General features: G+C 72.4%; 20 protein-coding genes and 1 tRNA gene. 12 read left to right on the forward strand and 9 right to left on the reverse strand.

The annotated features are described in order from the left end of the window. Positions 1–17: 17 nt before the first annotated feature. From ACSMX9_RS08345 to ACSMX9_RS08355, 3 genes are all read left to right on the forward strand, one after another. Positions 18–971 (forward strand): hydroxymethylglutaryl-CoA lyase, encoded by a 954-nt coding sequence (locus ACSMX9_RS08345; protein ID WP_445402932.1) that lies wholly within the window; start codon positions 18–20, stop codon positions 969–971. A gap of 2 nt (positions 972–973) precedes the next feature. After that, entirely contained in the window at positions 974–2,134 is a 1,161-nt protein-coding gene (locus ACSMX9_RS08350) for an acyl-CoA dehydrogenase family protein (RefSeq protein WP_445402933.1), read from the forward strand. A gap of 142 nt (positions 2,135–2,276) precedes the next feature. Beyond that, positions 2,277–3,137, forward strand: a complete 861-nt coding sequence (locus ACSMX9_RS08355) for a siderophore-interacting protein (RefSeq protein WP_445401240.1) — start codon at positions 2,277–2,279, stop codon at positions 3,135–3,137. A 39-nt stretch (positions 3,138–3,176) separates the two neighbouring features. On the opposite strand, the gene ACSMX9_RS08360 is transcribed toward ACSMX9_RS08355, so the two are convergent. Beyond that, complete coding sequence (locus tag ACSMX9_RS08360; RefSeq protein WP_445401242.1) at positions 3,177–4,778, reverse strand: beta-N-acetylhexosaminidase; 1,602 nt, start codon at positions 4,776–4,778, stop codon at positions 3,177–3,179. A gap of 134 nt (positions 4,779–4,912) precedes the next feature. On the opposite strand from ACSMX9_RS08360, the gene ACSMX9_RS08365 reads away from it, so the two are divergent. The 3 genes from ACSMX9_RS08365 to glmS all read left to right on the forward strand — a co-directional run bounded on the left by ACSMX9_RS08365 (position 4,913) and on the right by glmS (position 8,097). Then, positions 4,913–5,809 (forward strand): DUF4429 domain-containing protein, encoded by an 897-nt coding sequence (locus tag ACSMX9_RS08365; protein ID WP_445401244.1) that lies wholly within the window; start codon positions 4,913–4,915, stop codon positions 5,807–5,809. Between the two features lie 127 nt (positions 5,810–5,936). After that, a complete protein-coding gene (locus ACSMX9_RS08370) occupies positions 5,937–6,194 on the forward strand; it encodes a hypothetical protein (protein WP_351246439.1) in 258 nt (85 codons plus the stop codon). 85 nt (positions 6,195–6,279) lie between these two features. After that, entirely contained in the window at positions 6,280–8,097 is a 1,818-nt protein-coding gene (glmS, locus tag ACSMX9_RS08375; RefSeq protein ID WP_445401246.1) for a glutamine--fructose-6-phosphate transaminase (isomerizing), read from the forward strand. A 110-nt stretch (positions 8,098–8,207) separates the two neighbouring features. On the opposite strand, the gene ACSMX9_RS08380 is transcribed toward glmS, so the two are convergent. Both ACSMX9_RS08380 and ACSMX9_RS08385 read right to left on the reverse strand, forming a co-directional pair. Next, positions 8,208–8,777 (reverse strand): GPR1/FUN34/YaaH family transporter, encoded by a 570-nt coding sequence (locus tag ACSMX9_RS08380; RefSeq protein ID WP_445401248.1) that lies wholly within the window; start codon positions 8,775–8,777, stop codon positions 8,208–8,210. A 244-nt stretch (positions 8,778–9,021) separates the two neighbouring features. Beyond that, positions 9,022–9,546, reverse strand: coding sequence for a universal stress protein (locus tag ACSMX9_RS08385; RefSeq protein ID WP_445401249.1), 525 nt, complete (start codon positions 9,544–9,546; stop codon positions 9,022–9,024). Positions 9,547–10,868: 1,322 nt separating this feature from the next. On the opposite strand from ACSMX9_RS08385, the gene ACSMX9_RS08390 reads away from it, so the two are divergent. The 3 genes from ACSMX9_RS08390 (at position 10,869) to ACSMX9_RS08400 (ending at position 12,871) form a co-directional block, all read left to right on the forward strand. Beyond that, positions 10,869–12,092 (forward strand): helix-turn-helix domain-containing protein, encoded by a 1,224-nt coding sequence (locus ACSMX9_RS08390; protein ID WP_445401251.1) that lies wholly within the window; start codon positions 10,869–10,871, stop codon positions 12,090–12,092. A 10-nt stretch (positions 12,093–12,102) separates the two neighbouring features. Next, positions 12,103–12,714, forward strand: a complete 612-nt coding sequence (gene orn / locus ACSMX9_RS08395) for an oligoribonuclease (protein WP_445401253.1) — start codon at positions 12,103–12,105, stop codon at positions 12,712–12,714. Positions 12,715–12,798: 84 nt separating this feature from the next. Next, a tRNA-His gene (locus ACSMX9_RS08400) sits at positions 12,799–12,871 on the forward strand. A gap of 58 nt (positions 12,872–12,929) precedes the next feature. On the opposite strand, the gene ACSMX9_RS08405 is transcribed toward ACSMX9_RS08400, so the two are convergent. The 3 genes from ACSMX9_RS08405 to ACSMX9_RS08415 are packed head-to-tail and all read right to left on the reverse strand — an operon-like array spanning position 12,930 to position 15,422. Beyond that, positions 12,930–13,679 (reverse strand): NUDIX domain-containing protein, encoded by a 750-nt coding sequence (locus ACSMX9_RS08405; RefSeq protein WP_445401255.1) that lies wholly within the window; start codon positions 13,677–13,679, stop codon positions 12,930–12,932. A gap of 33 nt (positions 13,680–13,712) precedes the next feature. Further along, positions 13,713–14,300, reverse strand: coding sequence for an HD domain-containing protein (locus ACSMX9_RS08410; protein ID WP_445401257.1), 588 nt, complete (start codon positions 14,298–14,300; stop codon positions 13,713–13,715). A 12-nt stretch (positions 14,301–14,312) separates the two neighbouring features. Further along, the gene (locus tag ACSMX9_RS08415; RefSeq protein ID WP_445401259.1) at positions 14,313–15,422 is read right to left on the reverse strand and encodes a helix-turn-helix domain-containing protein; all 1,110 of its coding nucleotides are present in this window, start codon (positions 15,420–15,422) and stop codon (positions 14,313–14,315) included. A gap of 149 nt (positions 15,423–15,571) precedes the next feature. On the opposite strand from ACSMX9_RS08415, the gene ACSMX9_RS08420 reads away from it, so the two are divergent. The 3 genes from ACSMX9_RS08420 to ACSMX9_RS08430 are packed head-to-tail and all read left to right on the forward strand — an operon-like array spanning position 15,572 to position 16,673. Further along, positions 15,572–15,976: a hypothetical protein gene (locus ACSMX9_RS08420; RefSeq protein ID WP_445401261.1), complete on the forward strand. Its 405-nt coding sequence runs from the start codon at positions 15,572–15,574 to the stop codon at positions 15,974–15,976. Further along, positions 15,970–16,245: a hypothetical protein gene (locus tag ACSMX9_RS08425; protein ID WP_445401263.1), complete on the forward strand. Its 276-nt coding sequence runs from the start codon at positions 15,970–15,972 to the stop codon at positions 16,243–16,245. The genes ACSMX9_RS08420 and ACSMX9_RS08425 overlap by 7 nt, the downstream gene beginning before the upstream one ends. After that, positions 16,242–16,673: a hypothetical protein gene (locus tag ACSMX9_RS08430; protein ID WP_445401265.1), complete on the forward strand. Its 432-nt coding sequence runs from the start codon at positions 16,242–16,244 to the stop codon at positions 16,671–16,673. The genes ACSMX9_RS08425 and ACSMX9_RS08430 overlap by 4 nt, the downstream gene beginning before the upstream one ends. Before the next feature lie 108 nt (positions 16,674–16,781). Here ACSMX9_RS08430 and ACSMX9_RS08435 read toward each other — a convergent pair whose 3' ends face one another. The 3 genes from ACSMX9_RS08435 to ACSMX9_RS08445 all read right to left on the reverse strand — a co-directional run bounded on the left by ACSMX9_RS08435 (position 16,782) and on the right by ACSMX9_RS08445 (position 21,537). After that, positions 16,782–17,834, reverse strand: coding sequence for a LacI family DNA-binding transcriptional regulator (locus ACSMX9_RS08435; RefSeq protein WP_445401267.1), 1,053 nt, complete (start codon positions 17,832–17,834; stop codon positions 16,782–16,784). Positions 17,835–19,468: 1,634 nt separating this feature from the next. Continuing rightward, on the reverse strand, positions 19,469–20,851 hold the full coding sequence (locus ACSMX9_RS08440) for a sensor histidine kinase (protein WP_351246415.1): 1,383 nt from the start codon (positions 20,849–20,851) through the stop codon (positions 19,469–19,471). Further along, positions 20,848–21,537, reverse strand: a complete 690-nt coding sequence (locus tag ACSMX9_RS08445; RefSeq protein WP_351246413.1) for a response regulator transcription factor — start codon at positions 21,535–21,537, stop codon at positions 20,848–20,850. Before ACSMX9_RS08445 ends, ACSMX9_RS08440 begins: the two co-directional genes overlap by 4 nt. Positions 21,538–21,555 lie beyond the last annotated feature (18 nt).

Raw genomic sequence — 21,555 nt, forward strand, 5'->3', positions numbered from 1 at the left:
CCGCGGCCGGGCTGCCGATGCGGGTGCCGGCGGCGGATCTGCCGGCGCGGGTGCGGATCCACGAGGTGGGGCCGCGCGACGGGCTCCAGAACGAGTCGGTGAACGTGCCCACCGAGGTGAAGGCCGAGTTCGTGCGGCGGCTCGCGGACGCGGGGCTGACCACCATCGAGGTCACCAGCTTCGTCCGCCCCGAGTGGGTGCCGCAGCTCGCCGACGCGGAGGAACTGTACCCGCAGGTACGGGAGTTGCACGAGGAACGGGGCGTCGCGCTACCGGTGCTGGTGCCCAACGCCCGCGGTCTGGAGAGGGCGTTGGCCCTGGGGGCACGGCGGATCGCCGTGTTCGCCAGTGCCACCGAGTCCTTCGCCCGGGCCAACCTGAACCGCACGGTGGACGAGTCGCTGGCGATGTTCGAGCCGGTGGTGGCCCGGGCCAAGAGCGGCGGGCACGGCCCGGTGCACGTGCGGGGCTACCTGTCGATGTGCTTCGGCGACCCGTGGGAGGGCCCGGTGCCGATCGCCCGGGTGGTGCAGGTGTGCCGGGCGCTGCTGGACATGGGGTGCGACGAGCTCAGCCTCGGCGACACCATCGGGGTGGCCACCCCGGGCCACGTGCTGGCGCTGCTGGCCCGGTTGAACGGGGCGGGGGTGCCCACGGACCGGCTCGGGGTGCACTTCCACGACACCTACGGGCAGGCGCTGGCGAACACCCTGGCCGCCCTCCAGCACGGGGTGGCCACCGTCGACGCCTCGGCGGGCGGGCTCGGCGGCTGCCCGTACGCGAAGTCCGCCACCGGCAACCTGGCCACCGAGGACCTCGTGTGGATGTTGTCCGGCCTCGGCATCGACACCGGTGTCGACCTCGACCGGTTGAGCGCCACCAGCGCCTGGCTGGCGAAGCGGCTGGGTCGCCCCAGCCCGTCCCGTACCGTCCGCGCCCTGATCGGGGCACCCCAGGAGGAATCGCGATGACGCTGGACCACCGGCTCGCCCCGGAGCACGAGCAACTGCGGCGCACTGTCGAGGAGTTCGCCCACGACGTGGTGGCGCCGAAGATCGGCGACTACTACGAGCGGCACGAGTTCCCGTACGAGATCGTGCGCGAGATGGGCCGCATGGGGCTGTTCGGCCTGCCGTTCCCGGAGGAGTACGGCGGGATGGGCGGCGACTACCTGGCGCTGGGCGTGGCGCTGGAGGAGTTGGCCCGGGTGGACTCCTCGGTGGCGATCACCCTGGAGGCGGGGGTGTCGCTGGGGGCGATGCCGCTGCACCTGTTCGGCACGGAGGAGCAGAAGCGGACCTGGTTGCCCCGGCTGTGCTCGGGCGAGGTGCTGGGCGCCTTCGGCCTGACGGAGCCGGACGGGGGGTCCGACGCGGGCGCCACCCGCACCACGGCCCGGCTGGACGGGGCGAGCGGCGAGTGGGTGATCAACGGCACCAAGTGCTTCATCACCAACTCCGGCACCGACATCACCGGCCTGGTGACGGTCACCGCGGTGACCGGCCGCACGCCGGACGGGTCCCCGCTGATCTCGGCGATCCTGGTGCCGTCCGGGACGCCCGGGTTCACGGTGGGGGCCCCGTACTCCAAGGTCGGCTGGAACGCCTCCGACACGCGGGAGTTGGCGTTCTCGGACGTGCGGGTGCCGGCGGCGAACCTGCTCGGCGAGGAGGGCCGCGGGTACGCGCAGTTCCTGCGCATCCTGGACGAGGGCCGGATCGCGATCGCCGCGTTGGCGACCGGGCTGGCGCAGGGGTGCGTGGACGAGTCGGTGAAGTACGCCAAGCAGCGGCAGGCGTTCGGGCGGGCCATCGGCTCCTTCCAGGCGATCCAGTTCAAGATCGCGGACATGGAGGTGAAGGCGCACACGGCCCGGCTGGCGTGGCGGGACGCGGCCAGCCGGCTGGTGGCCGGGGAGCCGTTCAAGAAGGAGGCCGCGCTGGCGAAGCTGTACTCGTCGACGGTGGCGGTGGACAACGCCCGGGAGGCGACGCAGGTGCACGGCGGGTACGGGTTCATGAACGAGTACCCGGTGGCCCGGATGTGGCGGGACTCCAAGATCCTGGAGATCGGCGAGGGCACCAGCGAGGTGCAGCGGATGCTGATCGCCCGCGAGCTGGGGCTCACCGGCTGAGCGAAGGGCGCCGGGCCGGGTGCGAGACGTAGCGCACATGCGGACCGGCCCCGTTCCCCGGGTACTTAGGGTGGGCTAACCTGCCTGGCGAGAGCAGGGCGCCGGGCCCCACCGCACGGCGCCGCCCCCGCACCGATGGGAGTTGAGCCCCGTGCCCGCCGCCGTGGCCACCGCGTTCCGTTTCTTCCGCGCCAGCGTGATCGGGGTGGCGCCGCTGGGGCCGTCCCTGGTGCGGGTCACCTTCGGCGGGCCCGAGCTGGCGGAGGTGGCGTCCGGCGGGCTGGACCAGAGCGTGTCGCTGTTCCTGCCGCACCCGGGTCAGTCGGAGCCGGTCGTCCCGGTCGAGGCGGGCCACGACTGGTGGCAGGCGTGGCGGGCGCTGCCGGAGGCGGAGCGGGCGGTGATGCGCACCTACACGCTGCGGGCGCAGCGCGTGCGCCCGGACGGCACCACCGAGGTGGACGTCGACTTCGCCCTGCACGGCGCCGGGGGTTCGGGGGGCGCGGGTCCCGCGGCCCGTTGGGCGGCCGGTGCGGTGCCGGGCGACCGGGTGTTGCTGTACGGGCCGGCGGTCGCGGACAACCGGGCGGTGAAGTTCCGTCCGCCGCACGGCACCGACCTGGTGGTGGTGTGGGCCGACGAGACGGCGCTGCCGGCGGCGGGCGCGATCCTGGAGTCGCTGCCGTCCGGGATGCGGGGAGTGGCCTGGCTGGAGGTGCGGCACGAGGACGACCGGCAGCCGCTGGCCACCCACGCCGAGGTCACCTGGCTGGTGACCGGGCGGGGCGCGCCCGCGGGCCCGGCGGCGATCCGGGCCGCGGAGTTCCCGGCGGCCCGGGCGCCGTACGTGTGGCTCGCCGGGGAGGCCGGCACGGTGAAGGAGCTGCGCCGCCACCTGGTGGGCGAACGGGGCCTGGACCGGCGGGCGGTGACGTTCACCGGCTACTGGCGGCGCGGCATGTCGGAGGACCGGATGCGGGCGGAGGGCGCCGGCGCGGAGTGACGCGCACCCCGGCGGCCGGCGCCCCGCCGCCCGCGGCGGCTACTGCTGCGGCCAGGGCACCTGCGGGGAGCGGTGGTAGCGGATGCCGAGGGCGTCCCAGCGGGGCGCCTGGGCGGCGAGCCGCTGCCGGTAGCCGTCCCAGTCGTGGGTGGCGCGCGGGGACCAGCCGAGTTCGGCGATGCCGGGCAGCCGCGGGAAGGCCATGACCTCCAGTTCCGCAGAGGTGGCCAGGGTCTCCGTCCACAGGGGCGCCTCGACGCCGAGGAGCGCCTCCTCGGGGAGCCCGTCGAGGTAGGTGGCCGGGTCCCAGTCGTAGGAGCGGCGCACCTCCACCCGGCCCGCCCAGTCCAGGCCGAGTTCGGTGGCCTCGGTGTACTTCATGTCGAGGTAGGAGCGGTCGGCCGGGGAGAGCACCACCTTGGCGCCGGCGAGGGCCGCGTCCACGACCTGTCGGCGTTCCTCCTCGGAGGTGGCGTCGTAGCCCCAGTACTGGATGACGGCGCCGGCGACGGGTCGGGCGCCGGCGAGCTGGTGCCAGCCCATGACCGTCTTGCCGTGCCGGGTGACCAGGGCCTGGGCCCGGTCCATGAAGTGGGCGTACTCGTCCTTGGGGGTGGCGTCGGCCTCGTCCCCGCCGATGTGCAGGAGGTCACCGGGGGTGAGTTCGGCGACCTCGCGCACCACGTCGTCCACGAAGTGGTAGGTGACCTCCTCGGGGACGCACAGCGTGCTGAAGCCGACCTCGACTCCGGTGTACGGCTCGGGGGCCTCGCCGTCGGGGTTCAGCTTGGGGTAGGCGGTGAGGGCGGCGTGGGTGTGGCCGGGCATGTCGATCTCGGGGACGACCTCCAGGTGGCGGGCGGCGGCGTACCGCACGATCTCCCGGTACTCGTCCTTGGTGTAGTGGCCGCCCGCGCCGCCGCCGACCTGGGTGGCGGCGCCCTTGGTGGTCAGCTCGGGCCAGGAGTCGACGGCGATGCGCCAGCCCTGGTCGTCGGTGAGGTGCAGGTGGAGGGTGTTCAGCTTGTAGAGGGCGAGCTGGTCGACGTAGCGCTTGACCTGGTCGACGGTGAAGAAGTGGCGGGCCACGTCGAGCATGGCGCCCCGGTACCCGTAGCGGGGCACGTCGCGGACGGTGCCGCCGGGCACCGTCCAGGGGCCGGGCTGTTCGGTGCGCTCCTCCACCGCGGCGGGCAGCAGTTGGCGCAGGGTCTGCACCCCGTAGAAGAGTCCGGCCGGCCGGCGGGCGGTGATCGTCACCGCCTCGGGGCCGCTGTCCAGCAGGTAGCCCTCGTCCCCGAGGTCCGGTTCGCCGTCGGTGAGCAGCAGCCGGATGCCGTCCGGGACGTCCTCCTCGACGGGCAGCGGATGGCCGGTGGAGGGGCGCAGCAGTGCGGCGAGGTGGTCGGCGACCTCCTGCACCCCGGGCGCGCCCCGGGTGCGGATGCGGGTGTCGGCGGTGATCCGGTAGGGGGTGCTGCGCGGCTCGACGGAGGCGGGCGCGGGTATGACCCGGCCCAGGGCGGGGGTCGAGGGCGGCGCGGCGCCGCCGCCCTCCCCCGGTTCGACGGCGCCCGGGCTGCCGGTGGCGAGCAGCAGCGAGCCGAGGAGCACGGACGATTCTCTGTGACGGGGGTTCACCTGCGGTCCCTTCGAGGTGTTCCGGCCCCGCCCGGGCGGGCGGGGGCGAGCGGCGGCGAGCGGTCCGGTCCGCACCCGTGGACCCCTCGACGGTTCCACCTTCTACCCCGCGGGACGGATGGGAGAATCCCCGTATGGCGGAAATCATCCAGCGCGACGGGACCTGGACCTTCGACGGCGGCACGGTGCGGCTGGTGCCGGGCCGGGACAAGGCCGTGAGCCTGTTGCGCCGGACCCTGGGCGAACTGGCCGTGCCCCTGGAGGCGGTGGCGGGCGTCTCCTTCGAGCCGGGCCGCAAGGCGGGACGGCTGCGGCTGCGGCTGCGGGAGGGCGCCGATCCGCTGCTCCAGGCGGCGGGCGGGCAGCTGACGGACGGGATGGACCCGTACCAGTTGACGGTGGAGCCGGACCGGGGCGGGGTCGCCGAGTACTTCGTGGACGAGGTCCGCAACGCGCTGCTGCTGGACGAGGTGCCGGCCGGGCCGACGGACGGCTATCTGCTGGCCGGGCCCGCGGTGCCGTTGTCGGTGCAGGCGGGCGACGGTTCGGCGAGCTTCGACGGGGAGCACGTGCGGCTGGAGTGGAACTGGAAGACCGAGGAGGCCAAGGCCGCGGCGGGCACCCGGTCGATGCCGGTGGACACCGTGCAGGCGGTGGAGTGGCAGCCGGCGGTGGGGTTGGAGAACGGCTTCATCCGGTTCACCCTGAAGAACGTCCCGCCGACGAAGGCCCCGCCGAAGTACGACCCGCACGCGGTGGTCCTGTGGGGCTTCCGCCGGGATCCGCTGATGGCGTTGATCGCCGCCGCGGTGCAGGCGCGGCTGCCGCACCCCTCGGCGCCGGCCCGGGGGGACGAGCCCCGTAGGGAGCTGTCGCCGACGGGCCCGGAGCCGGAGGCGGCCAGGCCCGTCGAGGACGACCACGACGCCCTGCTGCGGCGGCTGCGGGAGCTGGGCGAGCTGCGGCAGGCGGGGGTGCTGACGGAGGAGGAGTTCAGCGTCGCCAAGCAGGCGGTGCTGCGCCGGATGTGATGCGGGCCACGGGGGAGGAGCTTCCCACCTCCGCACGAACGGCACCTGACCGGCAATCGAGCGGAATCCTGCCCGAAATCGGGCAGGATTCTTGCGAAACCCCGAAGCGGTCGCCCAGGATCATCGAGTGCACGACGACCTGGTCGATCATCTGACCCGCAGCACGCCGCTGAACCGCGGCGAGGCGCTCCGGGTGGTCCAGGACGTCCTCGCGTACTTCGACGAGACGACCGAGCAGTACGTCCGTCGCCGCCACCGCGAACTCCAGGGTCAGGGCCTGGTGAACGCGGAGATCTTCGAACGGATCTCGGCGGACCTGAACTACCGTGCGGTCGCGCCGCCGACCCTCTCACTGAGGCAGCTGCGCCGCATCGTCTACGGCTGACGGGGGCACCCGCCAGGCCGGGCCCGGGGTACGCCCCGGCCCCGCGCGGCCGTCCGAGCGACAGGAATATAGGGGAACACGTTCTATGTGCGGAATCGTGGGATACATCGGCAAGCGCGATGTGGCGCCGTTGCTCCTGGAGGGCCTCCAGCGACTGGAGTACCGCGGGTACGACTCGGCGGGCGTCGTCATCACCGGCCCGAAGACCGGCGGGCTGAAGATGGTCAAGGCCAAGGGCAGGGTCCGGGACCTGGAGGCCAAGGTCCCCAAGCGCTTCCACGGCACCACCGGCATCGCCCACACCCGCTGGGCCACCCACGGCGCCCCCTCGGACGCGAACGCGCACCCCCACCTGGACGGCTCCGGCAAGGTCGCCGTGGTCCACAACGGCATCATCGACAACGCCTCCGACCTGCGGGCCAAGCTGACCGCCGAGGGCGTGGAGTTCCGCTCCGAGACCGACACCGAGGTGCTCACCCACCTGATCGGCCGTAGCGAGGCCCCCACCCTGGAGGAGAAGGTCCGCGCCGCGCTGCGCCTGGTCGAGGGCACCTACGGGATCGCCGTGCTGCACGCCGACTTCGCGGACCGGATCGTGGTCGCCCGCAACGGCTCCCCGGTGGTGCTCGGCATCGGCGAGAAGGAGATGTTCGTCGCCTCCGACGTGGCCGCGCTGGTCACCCACACCCGGCAGGTCGTCACCCTCGACGACGGCGAGATGGCGACGCTGAAGGCCGACGACTTCCGCACGTACACCACCGAGGGCACCCGCACCACCGCCTCGCCGACCACCGTGGAGTGGGAGGCCGAGTCCTACGACATGGGCGGCCACGACACGTACATGCACAAGGAGATCCACGAGCAGGTCGAGGCCGTGGACCGGGTGCTGCGGGGCCGGATCGACGACCGGTTCTCCACCGTCCACCTGGGCGGGCTGAACCTGGACGCCCGGGAGGCCCGCGCGGTGCGCCGGGTGAAGATCCTCGGCTGCGGCACGTCGTTCCACGCGGGCATGATCGGCGCCCAGATGATCGAGGAGCTGGCCCGCATCCCGGCCGACGCCGAGCCGGCCTCCGAGTTCCGCTACCGCAACCCGGTCGTGGACCCGGACACCCTCTACGTCGCGGTCTCCCAGTCCGGCGAGACCTACGACGTGCTGGCCGCCGTGCAGGAGCTGAAGCGCAAGGGCGCCCGGGTGCTCGGCGTGGTCAACGTGGTGGGGTCCGCCATCGCGCGGGAGGCCGACGGCGGGGTGTACGTGCACGCCGGTCCCGAGGTGTGCGTGGTGTCCACCAAGTGCTTCACCAACACCACCGTGGCCTTCGCCCTGCTCGCCCTGCACCTGGGCCGCACCCGCGACCTGTCGGTGGCGGACGGCAAGCGGATGATCGAGGGGCTGCGCCGGCTGCCCGGCCAGATCGCGGAGATCCTCAAGCAGGAGGACGAGATCAAGAAGCTGGCCCAAGGCTTCGCCGAGGCCCGCTCGATGATGTTCATCGGCCGGGTGCGCGGCTACCCGGTGGCCCGGGAGGCGTCCCTGAAGCTCAAGGAGGTCTCGTACATCCACGCCGAGGCGTATCCGGCCTCGGAGTTGAAGCACGGCCCGCTGGCACTGATCGAGCCGGCGCTGCCGACCGTGGCGATCGTGCCCGACGACGACCTGTTGGAGAAGAACCGCGCGGCGCTGGAGGAGATCAAGGCCCGCAGCGGGCGCATCCTCGCCGTGGCCCACCAGGAGCAGGAGAAGGCGGACCGGACCATCGTCGTCCCCAAGAACGAGGACGAGCTGGACCCGATCCTCATGGGCATTCCGCTGCAACTCCTCGCCTATCACACGGCGTTGACGCTCGGCCGGGACATCGACAAGCCGCGCAACCTGGCCAAGTCCGTGACCGTGGAGTAGGGACGCGTCGCCCGGGGACCGGGCCGGTGATCCCCGTGCGGGCCGCCGGGGTCGCACGGGGATCACCGCCGTTCGGGCCGGTGGCGCACCGCCGCCGGCCCGTCACCGTCTCAGCCGGTGGCCGTCACCCCCCGGCCGGCGGCGCGTCGCGGGAGCGCGGTGGGCCAGTGGGCGAGGGCGGCGGTGGCCGCGTACCAGGCCGCGAGGCCCGCCACGGCGGCGAACCAGCCGCCGACCTCGGCGAGGGTGCCCGACTCGGCGAACTGCCCGACGGCGAGCAGCAGCAGGGCCACGGCGGTCAGTCCGTAGGCGCCGCCGATCAGCAGGGCGTCGCGCGGTGCGGCGGCGGTGAGGCTGAGGGCGACGAGGGCGAACAGCAGCAGGAAGAGTCCGGCCGCGTTGTGGCTGACCAGTCCGTCCGCGCCGACGCCCCAGGTGAACCAGAGGGCGCCGAAGGCGGCGAAGGCGGTGCCGGTGAAGGCGTCGTGGTCGCGCAGGGCCAACAGACCGGCGAGGAACAGGGTGATGCCCCCGACGTAGGTGGCGGGGGCGACCGCGTCGGCGGCGGTCACCCCGTCGATGATCCCGGTGTGGCCGATGCCGAAGGCCAACAGGGTGAGGCCGAGCGCGAGATGGCCGAGGGCGGCGGTGCTGCTTCCCGCTGGGACTGGACTGTTCACGGCGGGCTCCCTTCACATGCAGTCGTGCTGCGTGGTGTGGGGCCGAGGGTGACGACCCGTGTGCGCGTTGTACCCGCGGCGGAGGCGCGTTCCACTCCCTACGCACGAGTAGATTTGTCGACCTGGCGCACCCGCGCACGCCCGGCGCAATCAGCGCTGGAACGGCTGGGGCGCATGCACCGGCGGATGCGGGAGCGGGCGAAGTGACCTACGGGACGGGGAAGTTGCGGGTCGGTGCGGGCCGCTACGGAATGACGATGACGGGGCGCTTGGCCCGACGGGCGAGCCGACCGGCGACGGAACCGAAGAGGCGTCCGACGATGCCGTGCGTGGAGCCCACGACGATGGCGTCGGCCTCGTACTCGCAGCCGACCTCCTCCAGTTCGTGGCAGATGTCCCCGCCGCGTTCGACGAGGATCCAGGGGACCTCGGCGAGGTAGTCGGCGCAGGCCAGTTCGAGGCCGAGCACCTCGGTGCGGTGGTCGGGCACGTCCACGAAGACCGGGGGTTCGCACCCCGCCCACACCGTGGTGGGCAGCCTGTTGGCGACGTGCACGATGATCAGTCCGGAGCCGGAGCGGTGGGCCATGCCGATGGCGTAGGCGAGGGCGCGCTCGCTGGAGGTGGACCCGTCGAAGCCGACGACGACTCCGTGACGGAAGGCTGGATCGCAGGGGTGGCGTGCGTCTTCCGCCGCCAACGGGTCGGCCGCCGGATCGGCGACCTGACGCTTGCGGTCCGCGGGTTCGAAGGATTCGTGACCGGCCATGGGTGTCTCGACGAAGGAGATCCTCTGAGGAGGGGCGGCTGCTTGCGGTGTTCGCTGTCTTCTCGGGGATGCGGCTGTCAAGGTGTCCAGGGTGCCAGGAGAGCCGATCGGCCGGTCCGGGCGGAGGTGGCGGAACCGGAGGAACCACCAGGGTTGGGGATAACGCTCCGATACCCGGAGCCGTGTCCGGGAATCATCTTCCCAACCCCATACCCCCAAGGGTACGGCGACACTCCCCTCCTGCCCAGCGGGACCGCACGGCACCCGGGCGGGCCGCACGGACTGCGCGCACCGTTGCGCACCGCGCCGCGGCGGCGCACCCCGGAGCATGCACGAGCCGCCGCCCCGCTGGCAATGGTGGCTGCCGGGTACAGCCGCTTCCCGCTCCGAAGGGGTGCGGTCTCGGACAGGAGTTGGTTCAAAACCAGACGACCTTACCTGCCCGATACAGGCGTTATGCGTGGTACGCATACATCATCTCACCCCCCTGGACGGCGCCCCGCCCATCGACCGCCACCCGTGCTCCCCCACCGGCGCACACCGTCAGGCGGGCGCACGGCAGCGCACAGGGGGCGCACAGATGGCACGCCAGAGCGGCGACACAGGGCCCCCGTGCTTTGATCTTTGCGAACTCCTGATGGGGGAGGTGCAAACGCCGCCCCAGCCCCCACCCGTCCCCCGTCCGCCACCCCGTGATGGTGGCGGTGCGCTGGCACGATCCCGGAACGGACGACTCCCCGGACCCCACCCGCCCCGGGCGGCCGGCTCGCAGGAGCAACCGGCACGAGCCGCACCCGTCCGCACGAAACGGAGCCCATCACATCGAACCCCCGGGCCCGACCCCGGCCACCGCACGGGAACCACCGGACACCCCCGCTCCGGGACCGATGGTCGGCACACCCTTCACCTCCCCGGCGCACACCGGCGAGCTGACCAATTCCCGCGCACTGACCCATAAGATTTCAGCCAACTTGGCCAGGGGGTACTTCCTTTGGCCCGGACCCCTTCCGCACCCACCTCCACCTGGGAAGAAAGGACCAGCAGCCAGATTCGCACCCTACGCGGACCGGCCATGCGCCGCATGCGCGCTTCCCTGCGCACTCCCACGGCGACACGCTTCGTGATCGAATGCTTCACGCCAAGTTGCCATGTCGACAATGCGCCGGGGTGCAGAAGTGGTCACGTAGGCACCCCGCAACGCAGTAGATTCGATCTTGACTGTCTTACGGCGGGGGACTCGTGCAGGTACCGAGGGGAATTGTGCTGGAGCGACAGGCCCGACACGTCAGGGACGCCGCGACCACCGAGGGGGGCTTAGCGCCATGAGCCACGACTCCGCAGCCACGACCGACGTCGCCGTCCGGAAGCTCTCCGGACGGCGGCGCAGGGAAATAGTCGCGGTGCTGCTGTTCAGCGGCGGCCCCATCTTCGAGAGCTCGATCCCGCTGTCGGTGTTCGGCATCGACCGGCAGGACGCCGGCGTGCCGCGCTACCGACTGCTGGTGAGCGCCGGCGAGGACGGACCGCTGCGCACCACCGGCGGACTCGAACTCAGCGCGCCGCACGGCCTGGAGGCGATCGCCCGCGCGGGCACCGTCGTCGTCCCGGCCTGGCGGTCGATCACCGCGCCGCCGCCCGAGGAGGCGCTCGACGCGCTGCGCCGCGCCCACGAGGAGGGCGCCCGGATCGTCGGCCTGTGCACGGGTGCCTTCGTGCTGGCCGCCGCCGGCCTCCTCGACGGCCGGCCGGCCACCACCCACTGGATGTACGCACCGACCCTCGCCAAACGGTACCCCTCGGTCCACGTGGACCCGCGGGAACTGTTCGTCGACGACGGTGACGTCCTCACCAGCGCGGGCACGGCCGCGGGCATCGACCTCTGCCTGCACATCGTGCGCACCGACCACGGCAACGAGGCCGCCGGCGCCCTCGCCCGGCGTCTGGTCGTGCCGCCCCGGCGCAGCGGCGGTCAGGAGCGCTACCTCGACAGGTCTTTACCAGAGGAGATCGGCGCCGACCCGCTCGCGGAGGTCGTCGCCTGGGCGCTGGAGCACCTGCACGAGCAGTTCGACGTGGAGACCCTGGCCGCCCGCGCCTACATGAGCCGCCGGACCTTCGACCGCCGGTTCCGCTCGCTGACCGGCAGCGCACCCCTCCAGTGGCTGATCACCCAGCGGGTCCTCCAGGCGCAGCGGCTCCTGGAGACGTCCGACTACTCGGTCGACGAGGTGGCGGGCCGTTGCGGCTTCCGCTCCCCCGTCGCCCTGCGCGGACACTTCCGGCGCCAGCTGGGCTCCTCGCCCGCCGCGTACCGGGCCGCCTACCGGGCGCGCCGGCCGCAGGGCGAGAAGCTGCTCGACGCCGGGTCGCTGCCCGGACCGGAGAACCCGGTCCCGGTGCAGTCCCGGCGGGCCTCGGCACCCACCGGTGCCCTGGGCCACCCGGCCCTGGCCAACGACCCGGGGCGCCACGTGTCCGGTGCGGACCTCTACGCATCGGGCCTGATGGGCCGCCCGAGCCTGCCCGGTCAGCGGAGCGCGCCGTAGGGTAAGGCGCATGAACGATCGCATGGTGTGGATCGACTGCGAGATGACCGGACTCTCGCTGGCGAACGACGCGCTCATCGAGGTGGCCGCACTGGTCACCGATTCCGAGCTGAACGTCCTCGGCGACGGGGTGGACATCGTGATCCGCCCGCCCGACGAGGCGCTGGAGACCATGCCCGAGGTGGTGCGGCAGATGCACACCGCCTCGGGCCTCCTCGCCGAGCTGGCGGGCGGGACCACCCTGGCCGACGCCCAGGAACAGGTCCTCGCCTACGTGCGCGCCCACGTGAAGGAACCCGGCAAGGCCCCCCTGTGCGGGAACTCCGTCGGCACCGACCGCGGGTTCCTCTCGCGTGACATGCCCGAGCTGGAGTCCTTCCTGCACTACCGCATCGTGGACGTCTCCTCGGTCAAGGAGCTGGCCCGGCGCTGGTACCCGAGGGCGTACTTCAACAGCCCCGACAAGAGCGGCAACCACCGGGCCCTCGCCGACATCCGCGAGTCGATCGCCGAGCTGCGCTACTACCGCGAGGCGGTCTTCGTCCCGCAGCCCGGACCCGACTCGGAGACGGCCCGGACGATCGCCGCCCGCCACGTGGTGCCCACCGCCCCCACCCCCTGAGAAACGGGTGCACGAGCACCCTCCCGGACCCTGTACACTTTTTCTCGGCCGGTCGGTGAACCGCAAGGGAAACCGCCGCTCGTGGTGGGTGTAGCTCAGCTGGCAGAGCACCTGGTTGTGGTCCAGGATGTCGCGGGTTCAAGTCCCGTCACTCACCCTGATGGGTCTGAGGGCCGATCCGCTCCGGCGGGTCGGCCCTCAGCGTTTGCCCGGGCTCACCGGGTCCTCCGTCCCTCCCGTTCGAGCACCGGCACCAGGTAGTCGGCGCGCGGGCCGGTCAGCCCCGACAGTTCGGCCACGGACCCGAGGAACACCAACTCCACCAGCTCCGGCTCCCGCCCCCGGGCGCGCTCGGCCCGTACCAGCCCCGCGAAGCCCGCCCGCAGCTCGGCCTCGGACCGCGGCGGCGCCAGGTACAGCGCCCCGACCCCGCCCCCACGGGCCCGGGTGACCCCCGCCAGCTCCAGTTCCCCGTGATCCACCACCACCCCCAGCTCCTCCACCAGCTCCCGGGCCGCCTCCCGGGCCAGCGCCGTCCCGTCCAGCACCCCGCCCGGGGCCGGCGGCTCCACCGAGCCGCCCGGCAACTGCCACCGTCCCGGAGCCGAGGTCCACGGCGCCATCCGCACGACCAGCACCCGCCCGTCCTCCACCGGCTGCACCACCCCGACGAACAACGAGGGCAGGGCCCCGACCGCACCCGGCAGCCGGCGCAGCCACCGGTGCCGGTAGGTCGCCCGCGACCACTCCAGCACCAGCCCGCCCGGCCCGTCCGACGCCAGCCCCGCACAGGCCACCACGGGCCCGTCGAACAGCTCCGGATTGGCCCGCACGGCCTCCTCCCACACCCGGTCCCGCGCCGCCACCAGCGCGGGCGACAGCACCGGCGGCGCCACCTCCGTGAGTCGGACACGATCGACGTCGAAGAACTCCGGCCCCGTGACGGGCGGTGCGTGGTGGGTCATCCGGGCATCGTAGGGGGCGGTGTGGGTTCGGGTTCAGCGCTGTTTCCTCTGCCCCATGGCGGTGTGGAGCCAGTCGAGGGTGTCCTGGGCGAGGAGGGCGTCGGCGAGGTGCTGGGCGGTGGCGGTGGTGAGGCGGGCGCGGCTGTTGTCGATCCAGCGTTGGGCGTCGGCGTGGCCGCGGGCGCGGTACTCGATGCCCTGGAGGAGGCATTCGAGTTTGTCGGCGTCCTTGGCGCAGCGCGCTTCGGGGGTGTCGCCGGTCTCGTACTCGTCGATCCAGGCGCGGACGGGGGTGGTGAGGGCGTCGGGCATGCCGGTGGTCTGGTCGGCGGTGACGGTCCGGGGGTCACCGGGCGCGGCGTAGCGCTTGCCGAGGTGGTTGACGTCGCCGGTACGGGTCTCCTGGGTGTCGTGCCACACCGCGAGCAACGCCGCACGGGCCGGATCGGCACCCTCCAACGGCGCGATGACCGAAGCGATCAACGAAGTCCGCCACGCGTGCTCGGCCACGCTCTCCGGATCCCGCACCCCCGCCATCCACCACCCCGTACGCCGCGCGTTCTTCAACGTCCCCGCCTCGTACAGGAAATGCGCCACCCGGCTCAGATCGCGGTCACTCACGTCATGCTCCCTTCACGCCTGGACCAGGCGCAGTGCGTAGCGGATGCTCTCCAGCTCCTGACGGACTCGGGGAATGAGCCCGTGGCCATCCAACAGCACGTGCAGTTGTGCGCACAGGACATCGTTGGAGGTCGGGTTCGTTCGTAACAGGGCGGGGCGGACAGCAATCAAGGACCACAACGAATGGACGTTCAGCTCGAAGAACCCGTGTGATGGATCAAGCCCGGACGTCAGGTGCTGGAACAAACGCCCGCCCGACCAACCTCCCAGTGCCCGGTCGCCAATAAAGTCATCTGACAGTTGGACCTCTTGGTACTCACCCACCCAATAGGCCCAGTAGTTGAGGTTGGCTGCCCTTCCCGCATCATCGGCCAGTGTCTTCGCGATGAAGTGGCGCATGGGTTCGTGGTCTCCTTGCCGCGCGGCCACAGCGGCAACCGAGCGTGCATTGAGCCAGGATTCGAGCCATCCCTGAGGACGTTCGGAGCGCTGCTGGTGCCCGAGCCAGTCCGACTTGGTCCGGTCCTCGTCGAACCCCGCCAAGTACAGGGCCTGTCGCCGCAACAGGAAGTCGTCACGCGCGTGCTCGGCTGTCCACCTCATCACCTCGAAGAAGCGGGACCGCTCGTCAACGGATAGTTCCGGTCCGTCCGGCACTGGTCCTCTACGGGTACGTGCGGGAAGAGCAAGGGAACGCAATGCATTGGGCTTCACGCCGTTGAGCGGCCAGGTCAGCACTTCGACGAGATCCCGCCGCAATACACACGAACCGATGGGGACTTCGCCGTCATCGGCTGCTTCATCCAGGCAACCGGTCAGCAAGGCGTCAGCCTCCCCTGCTCTCTCCAGAACGGACAGAAGCGCGGGAGCGGCGCCCATCCGCATGAGAGCGCGCCGGTGCTTGAGCATCTGCCAGACCGGCATGGCGATCACCGGGCGCCGCCCGGACTCCCACCCTGCGGCGGTATCGACGGACACCCCAAGGCGCTCGGCGAGGGCATCCTGGGTGAGGCCGAGTTGTTCGCGGATGACTCTAAGGGCGTGGCCGGAGACGACACCGACGCGTGATACTCGACCGATTCCCTGACCGGTGGTCAGTCCATGTGATCGCCCTCTGCTCATGGACGCCCTCATTCCGCGCATGGCAGCCGACCAACCCGTACTGGTGGTCACTGGGTTGACCTGCCTGGCTTCTCTACTGTCGAGCCACACGCAGTGGGCCCGCGACAGAGAGTAGCGAAGGTTGTGCGGCAATGAACGAACTCAAGGAAATGTCTGGGACTGACCTCCTAGCAACGACCGAACTCCTGACCGACCGTCTCACCGTCTGGGCCGGGACCCGTGGCCCCACCGAGCGGGTGGCCGTCGCCGCGCTGATCGAGGAGGGCGACGTTCTCGCGCGAGGGGACGTGCGGGACCTCCTCGTCGTCGACACCAGGGCGTCTGCTTCCTGTGATTGGCCGCGGTTCGAGGCCCGGTACCGGAACTCGTTGGTGTTGGACGCGAGTGAACGGGCCTTCCTGGACTTCGTGGTGGCGGTCAGTTTCCCGAGGCTGGTGCCGTTGTGGCAGGTGGAGCACCTCGGCGAGCGTCGACTGGTGGTGGTGTTGCGGGCCTTGGCCGCCTTGGCCGGGGCGGATGGTGTGACGGTGTCGGTGGGGGCGAGCGCATGCTGAACCTGTGCGTGCAGTGTCGTGAGCCGATCGAGGTGCGGGAACTCTCCGACGAGGTGCCGGGTGGGGCGATCCACCGGCGGTGCACCGAACCGGCCCGCGCTGCGGAGGAAGTGGAACGGGCAGCCTGGCGTGCCTACCTCAGCCATGTCGGGACGTGTGACGCCTGCCTGCCCGATCCGATCGGTTGCCCGAAGGGCAAGGAGTTGCGACGGGCGTGGAAGTCAGCGGACCGGGCCCACTTCGCCACCCTGGAGCAGCCCGCCCCATGAACGTCCACCCCTTGGCGGCCGTCCTGTCGGCGCGGGAGGTGCAGGAGCAGTGGTTGCGGCGGAGCATCGCCCTCGTCCCCTGCGGGCACGCCTTCGCCGCCGTCCGGATGCCCACCAACCTCGTCCACACCGCCGCCCGCACCCGCGAACCCGAGCAAATTCGCATCTACCTCACCCACACCCTCCACGGCCCCGTCCTCACCGACCGCACCACCCACCACCACTACGCCCTCATCCCACCCCACACCCCACCCATCAACCACCCCCACACCCGCTACCTCGGCACCAACACCTACCTCGGCCTCCCCCGCCCCGACCTCACCCACCCCACCACCCACCACCGCTGCCACTGGATCATCCCACCCAACAGCCAACAACTCTGCCCACCCCAAGCCGTCACCGCACTCTTGCGCCGAGCAGTGCGGTGAGCCCTCGAACGGACCAGTTCCTCTGCGTCCTGAGCATCGCCGCACTCCTCGGCGCACTCGCCCTCGGCGCCGTGCGGGCCGTCTGAGCCCGCCCCGCCGCCGGTGCCGTCAGGTGGATTCCCTGACCACGAGTTCGGTGGGCAGGACGAGTTGGGGGCCGTTGCCGTGGCGACGGACCCGGGGGTCCTTGGCGATCTCGCCGAGGAGGACGTCGACCATGCGGCGGCCCATCTCCTCGACCGGTTGGCGCACGCTGGTCAGCGGCGGGTCCATGTGGCGGGCGATGGCGGAGTCGTCGAAGCCGACGAGGGCCACGTCGTCGGGGATGCGGCGGCCCCGGGCGCGCAGTGTCCGGCGGGCGCCGGCGGCCATCACGTCGGAGGCCGCGAAGACGGCGTCCACCTCGGGGTGTCGGTCGAGGAGTTGGGTCATGGCGCGCTCGCCGCCGCGTTCGGTGAAGTCGCCGGGGACGATCAGCGTGTCGTCGACCCAGTGGCCCGCCGACCGCAGGGCCGCGCGGTAGCCGTCGACGCGGCGGGCGGCGCCGTACACGTCCGGGCGACCGGAGATGAGGGCGATGCGGCGGCGGCCCCGGGCGAGCAGGTGCTCGACGGCGGCGCGGGCGCCGGTGTGGTTGTCGGCGTCGACGGCCGGCAGCATCTCCCGGCCGGTGCGACGGCCGCTGATGACGGTGGGGATGCGGAGTTGGGCCAGCAGGTCGGGCAGGGTGTCGTCGGTGTGGACGGAGACCAGCAGCACGCCGTCCACGCGGTGCGCGGAGAGGTACTGGGCCAGGCGGCGGCGTTCGCGGTCGTTGCCGGCGAAGACCATCAGTAACTGGAGTTCGGTTTCGGCGAGTTCGGCGCCGACGCCGCGCAGGATGTCGGAGAAGTACGGCTCGGCGAAGAAGCGTGCCTCGGGTTCGGGGACCACCAGGGCGACGGCGTCGGTGCGGTTGGCGGCCAAGGCCCGGGCCGCGGTGTTGGGGACGTAGCCCAGTTCCGCGATGGCAGCCTGGACGGCGGCCCGGGTGGTGTCGCTGACCCGTGGCGAACCGTTGATCACCCGGGACGCGGTGCCCCGTCCGACGCCCGCGCGGGCGGCGACCTCTTCCAGCGTGGGGCGCCCGGAGCCCCGTCGACTCGTACCCAGAACCCTCATGCGCCCGCAACCTCCCGTAGTCGCTCCGCCGTCGGGGGCCGGTCCGGGTGTCGTCGGCGGCACGGTGGCCGCCGGCGGCGCTGGGTGCCCGCGAGCGGCCGGCCGTGCGGTCCGCGTCGTCCGCCGGACCGCCGTTCGGCGGTACCCGCCCCGCAGCAGGGCAGGAATCTAACAGCCTTCCGACCGGGCCCCGTTCGGCGGTGCGCCGACGGGGCCTGAGGGATACCGGGCCCGGGTCCGGGGCCGGGTCCGGACCCGGGCTCGGTGGACTGAGCCCGGTGCGCCCCGGTCGCGTGGGGGGAAGTGTCGACCGGGGCGCATCTTGGGTGGGGGTTGTGGCGATTCGTCTTCTTCTGTGGGTGTTCCTCGCGCGGCGTTCCGGTAGGTGGGGTTCACCGGGAGGGGGTCAGGGGCTCGATGCTCCCCTGGGGTGGTGCGTGGGGGGCGGGCCGGCCGGGGCGTGGAGGAAGGGGGCCCCGGGCCGGCCCGGTCTGGGGGTGACCAGGTGGGGGGAATCCAGTGGGGGTGTTCCGGTGCGGAACCTGGACCCTGGCGGTGGATCGGACGGCGACCGCCTCGGTGCGGGCGGGGCCGGTCCCCGGCGGACCGGTGTGGATGGCCGGTCCGCCGGGTCGTGCGCGGTGTGGGGGGATGCGTCCGCGTACGAGGTGATCACCGTGGTGGTCCCGCCCGCGGGGGGCGGGACCGTGTGGGGGGCACGAGCGGTGTGGGGGTGCCACTCGCGGTGGGGGTGGTGCCCGCGGGCCGACCGGGCGACGGTGTGGGGCCGTCCTCGGGGGCTCGGTGGGCGGGGTTGAGCGGCCGGGCCGCCGGGTCCGTGCCGTGGGGGGCGGTGGACCCGGCGTGGGTGGTCCGGCCGGAACTCGATCCCGTGCTCGGGAAGGCGGTCCGCGCGGTGGGGTGCTGTCCGTCGACCGTGGCGGTCGCGTCCCGCGGGGAGTCGAGTCCGGTGTCCGACGGGCGGGACGTGGGGGTCCGTTCCGTCGGGTGGGCGGCCGGTCGGTTCGTCGTCGCGCATCGGCCGGGGTAACCGCCCGGCCGGGTGCTGGGGGCGTGCTGCGCGGCGACGAACGTCACGGCTCGGGCCGTACCCGTGGGACGGCGGGCGCCCCGGGTGACGACGACGCCCGCGGCGGGCACGGTGGCCGCTGGGGGGCGGTGGCCGGTCCGGTGTCGCAGTGTCGTGGTCATGGGGTTTCCCTGTCTCGGGGTACGGGGTGCGGCGTCCCCCTGGGGGAGGGGCGCGGTCAGCACGCTAGCGACTCCGAGTCCGGCAAATCGCCCCCTCGGACGTCTCCGGGTTGCTTCTTATGCCGCTCTTAAGGACCACATGGGAGAGCGAAAAGGGAATCCCGGCGGGCTCCTGGGGTTCTCCCAGGGGCCCGCCGGGACGTCTCACCTGCGGTGACGAGGGGGTCACACGCCCACGGGGGCAGCCGTCGGGGCCGGCGGGGTGCCTACCGCCCGGGTCGGTGGGATCGGCGGGTGCGGTGGTGGCCCTCGGCGCGTCGCGCACCGCGCGGGGCGGTGCGTACGGCGCGGGCGGTACGGGTCCGCGGGGATCGCGGGGCGGGGGCCTGTACGGAACGCGGTGGGGGCCCGCCCGCCCGGCCTCAGGCGCGACGCAGGGCGAACCGGCGCTTGCGGACCTTGCCCCGGTGGCCTCGGCCCTCCACGCGGGCGGCGCCCACCTGGATCCACACCCGGACCTCCGTACCGCCGAGCACCGAGCGGCCGATCCGGACGTCGCCGCCGGTGGCCTCGGCCATCCGGCGCACGATGTCCAGCCCGAGGCCGGTGGAGCCCTCCTTGCCGGAGCCGGAGCCGCGGGCCATCGCCGTGGTGGGGTCGTCGATGCCGGGGCCGGCGTCGGAGACCAGCACGATGACCGCGTCCTCGCCGTTGTGGACGTCCACCGCGAGGGCGGTGCCCTCCGGGGTGTGCCGGAAGACGTTCCCGAGCAGGGCGTCCAGGGCAGCGACCAGATCGGCACGTGCCACCGGGATGCGGACCGGGCGCTCCACCCCGGCGACCCGCACCTTGCGCCCCTCGTCCTCGGCGAGCGCCGACCAGAAGTCCATCCGTTCCCGGATCACCTCGGCGGCGTCGCAGCCGGCCCCGGGCCCGGCCGCGGCGGTCTGCGGCTTGGCCTCCCGGGCGGTGCGGATGATGGTGTCGACCTCGCGTTCGAGCTGGTGCACGGCGGCCCGGGTCTGTTCGGCGGCGGGGCCGTCGCCGAGGCTGGCCGCGTTGAGCCGCAGCACGGTCAGCGGGGTCCGCAGCCGGTGCGAGAGGTCGGCGGCCAGTTCCCGTTCGTTGGCGAGGAGTTGGACGACCTGGTCGGCCATGGAGTTGAACGCGACGGCGGCGAGCCGTAGTTCCTTCGGCCCCTCCTCGGGCACCCGGGCGCCGAGTTTGCCCTCGCCGAGTTCACCGGCGGCGCGCACCAGCCGTTGGGCGGGCTGCACCATCCGGCCGCCGAGGCGGTCGGCGACGGCCACCGAGCCGATGACGAGTCCGATGCCGACGCCGCCGAGCACCAGCCAGGCCATGACGACGCCGTTGCTGACCTCGGCGTCGGGGACGAACACCTCGACGACGGCGATCTTGCCGCCGCCGATGGCCACGATGTGCATCAGCGCGGAGCCGCCCTCGACGGGGAGGATGACGGCCCTGCTGGCCGACCTGGCCTTGGCCAGCATCTGTTCGCTGACGCGCGAGGTGCCCACGGTGAAGGCCGTGTGCCGCTCGGAGACGGGAACGTGGACGGCCATCCGTCCCTTGTCCCCGGGCCAGGTGGTGGCGACGGCCCCGGCGAGTTGCTTGGGGTCGGTGGTGATGGTGAGCATCGGCCCGAATCCGGCGGCCTGTCGTTCCGCGTCGGAGATGGCGCGGTCGCGGGCCATCTCCTTGATGACCAGTCCGAGCGGGACGGCGAAGGCGACGACGACCATCGTGGTGACCGCGAGGCACACCTTGACGAGAGCCCATCTCATCGCGGCGGCTCCAGCTTCACGCCGACCCCGCGCAGGGTGTGGAGGTAGCGCGGGCGGGCCGCGGTCTCCCCCAGTTTCCGTCGTAGCCATGACAGATGGACGTCAATGGTCTGGTCGTCGCCGTAGGACTGTTGCCACACCTCGGCGAGCAGTTCCCGGCGGGCGACGACCACCCCGGGCCGTCCGGCGAGGAACGCCAAGAGGTCGAACTCCCTTCGTGTCAGGTCGAGCGGGAGGCCGTCGAGTTCGGCCTGCCGGCGCAGCGGGTCGATGGAGAGTCCGCCCACCTGGATGACCCGGCTGGGCGGGGCCTCGGCGGTGCCGCCGCGGGAGCGTCGGAGCACCGCGGCCATCCGGGCCGAGAGGTGCTCCACCGAGAACGGTTTCGTCAGGTAGTCGTCGGCGCCGTCGTTGAGGAGGCGGACGATCTCGTTCTCGTCGTCGCGTGCGGTCGCCACGATCACGGGGACGTCGGTCAGTCCGCGCAGCATCTTCAACGCCTCGGAGCCGTCCAGATCGGGTAGGCCGAGGTCCAGGATGACCAGGTCGAAGGAGAAATGCGCCACTTCGCGTAGCGCCTCCAGGGCCGTTCCGACGCTGCGTACCGTATGGGACGCCTCGGTGAGATGCCGGATGAGGGCCGAGCGGACGAACTGATCGTCCTCGACCACGAGCACACGTGCCATGGGCGGCAACCGTACGCC

The sequence above is a fragment of the Streptomyces sp. LE64 genome (assembly GCF_052606915.1).